Source organism: Thermostichus sp. MS-CIW-37 (genome assembly GCF_054060065.1).
In genome coordinates this window covers 1-1,066 of record NZ_JBSSCV010000067.1, presented here as the reverse complement: position 1 = coordinate 1,066, position 1,066 = coordinate 1, and the positions used below count along the sequence as shown (strand labels likewise).

The following is a 1,066-nucleotide window of genomic DNA, read 5'->3' as shown; positions in this document are numbered from 1 at the left end:
AGGCACAGGTGTACCAAACCCTGCGCAGCGAGTTCGGACTCAGTGCCAACCTAGCCGTTAGAGTCTGTGCAAGAGTGGGAGCTAACCGCAAGACTGCCAAAACTCAAGGTCGCCCCGTCAAAACATTCAAGCCCACTTCCGCCGACTACGACGCTCGCCTCTTCTCCTATCGGGAACAGGACGAGACCGTCAGCCTGTGCTTGGTGGGGGGACGGGAGCGAATTCAGTTGCGTTTGGGCAACTATCAAAGGGGCAAGTTGCGGGGACAAAAACCGACCTCTGCCCAGCTTTGCCAACATCGAGACGGCTCGTACTATGTCCACATCCAACTGACCGAGCAGGTGCCTGAGCCGCAGCAGGCCGTTCAGGTCAAAGGACTCCGTCCCGCTGTCGCGATTGGGGTGGACTTGGGCAGGAGAGAGATTGCCAAGACCAGCACCGACAGGGGGTGGGATGGACAGCAGTTGAACCAAACCAGAGATCGGTTCAGCCGAGTGCGCAGGTCGCTGCAGAGAAAAGCCTCGAAAGGCACAAGGTCGACTCGCCGCAGGGCGAGACAAATCTTGCAACGGCTGTCGGGGCGGGAGCGGCGGTTTCAGACTTGGCTCAACCACACCATCAGTGCCTCCATTGTCCGGGAAGCGCAACAGAAGCAGGCAGTCCTTGCCCTTGAGGACTTGACGGGGATCAGAGAGCGCATCAACCGACAGCCTCGCAGCAAAGCCGAACGGCGCAGGGGGAACAGTTGGGCGTTCTACCAACTCCGTCAATTTCTGGAGTACAAGGCTGTGGGAGCAGGGGTTGCTTTGATTCTGGTTCCGCCTGCCTACACGTCGCAGACCTGCCACCGGTGTTTGCACATTCATCCTGACCCTGAACAGTCCTATCGCCGTGGGAAGCAGTTTAAGTGTGGGCATTGTGGATGGGAAGGGGATGCGGACTGGAATGGGGCGAGTATGATTGCCAGACTTGGGGCTGCTTTTGTAAACCAGCCTAGAGGTCCAGGGTTGGCTTGCCGACTCTAGGGCTACTGAAAGCTCCCGCCTTTAGGCGGGGGTAGTTTACC

General features: G+C 58.4%; 1 protein-coding gene. It reads left to right on the top strand.

Annotated elements, in window-relative coordinates:
• The coding region (locus tag ACVWYZ_RS14295) for an RNA-guided endonuclease InsQ/TnpB family protein (RefSeq protein ID WP_457467429.1) at positions 1-1,025 on the top strand (1,025 nt) is incomplete at its 5' end.
• Positions 1,026-1,066: the final 41 nt, after the last annotated feature.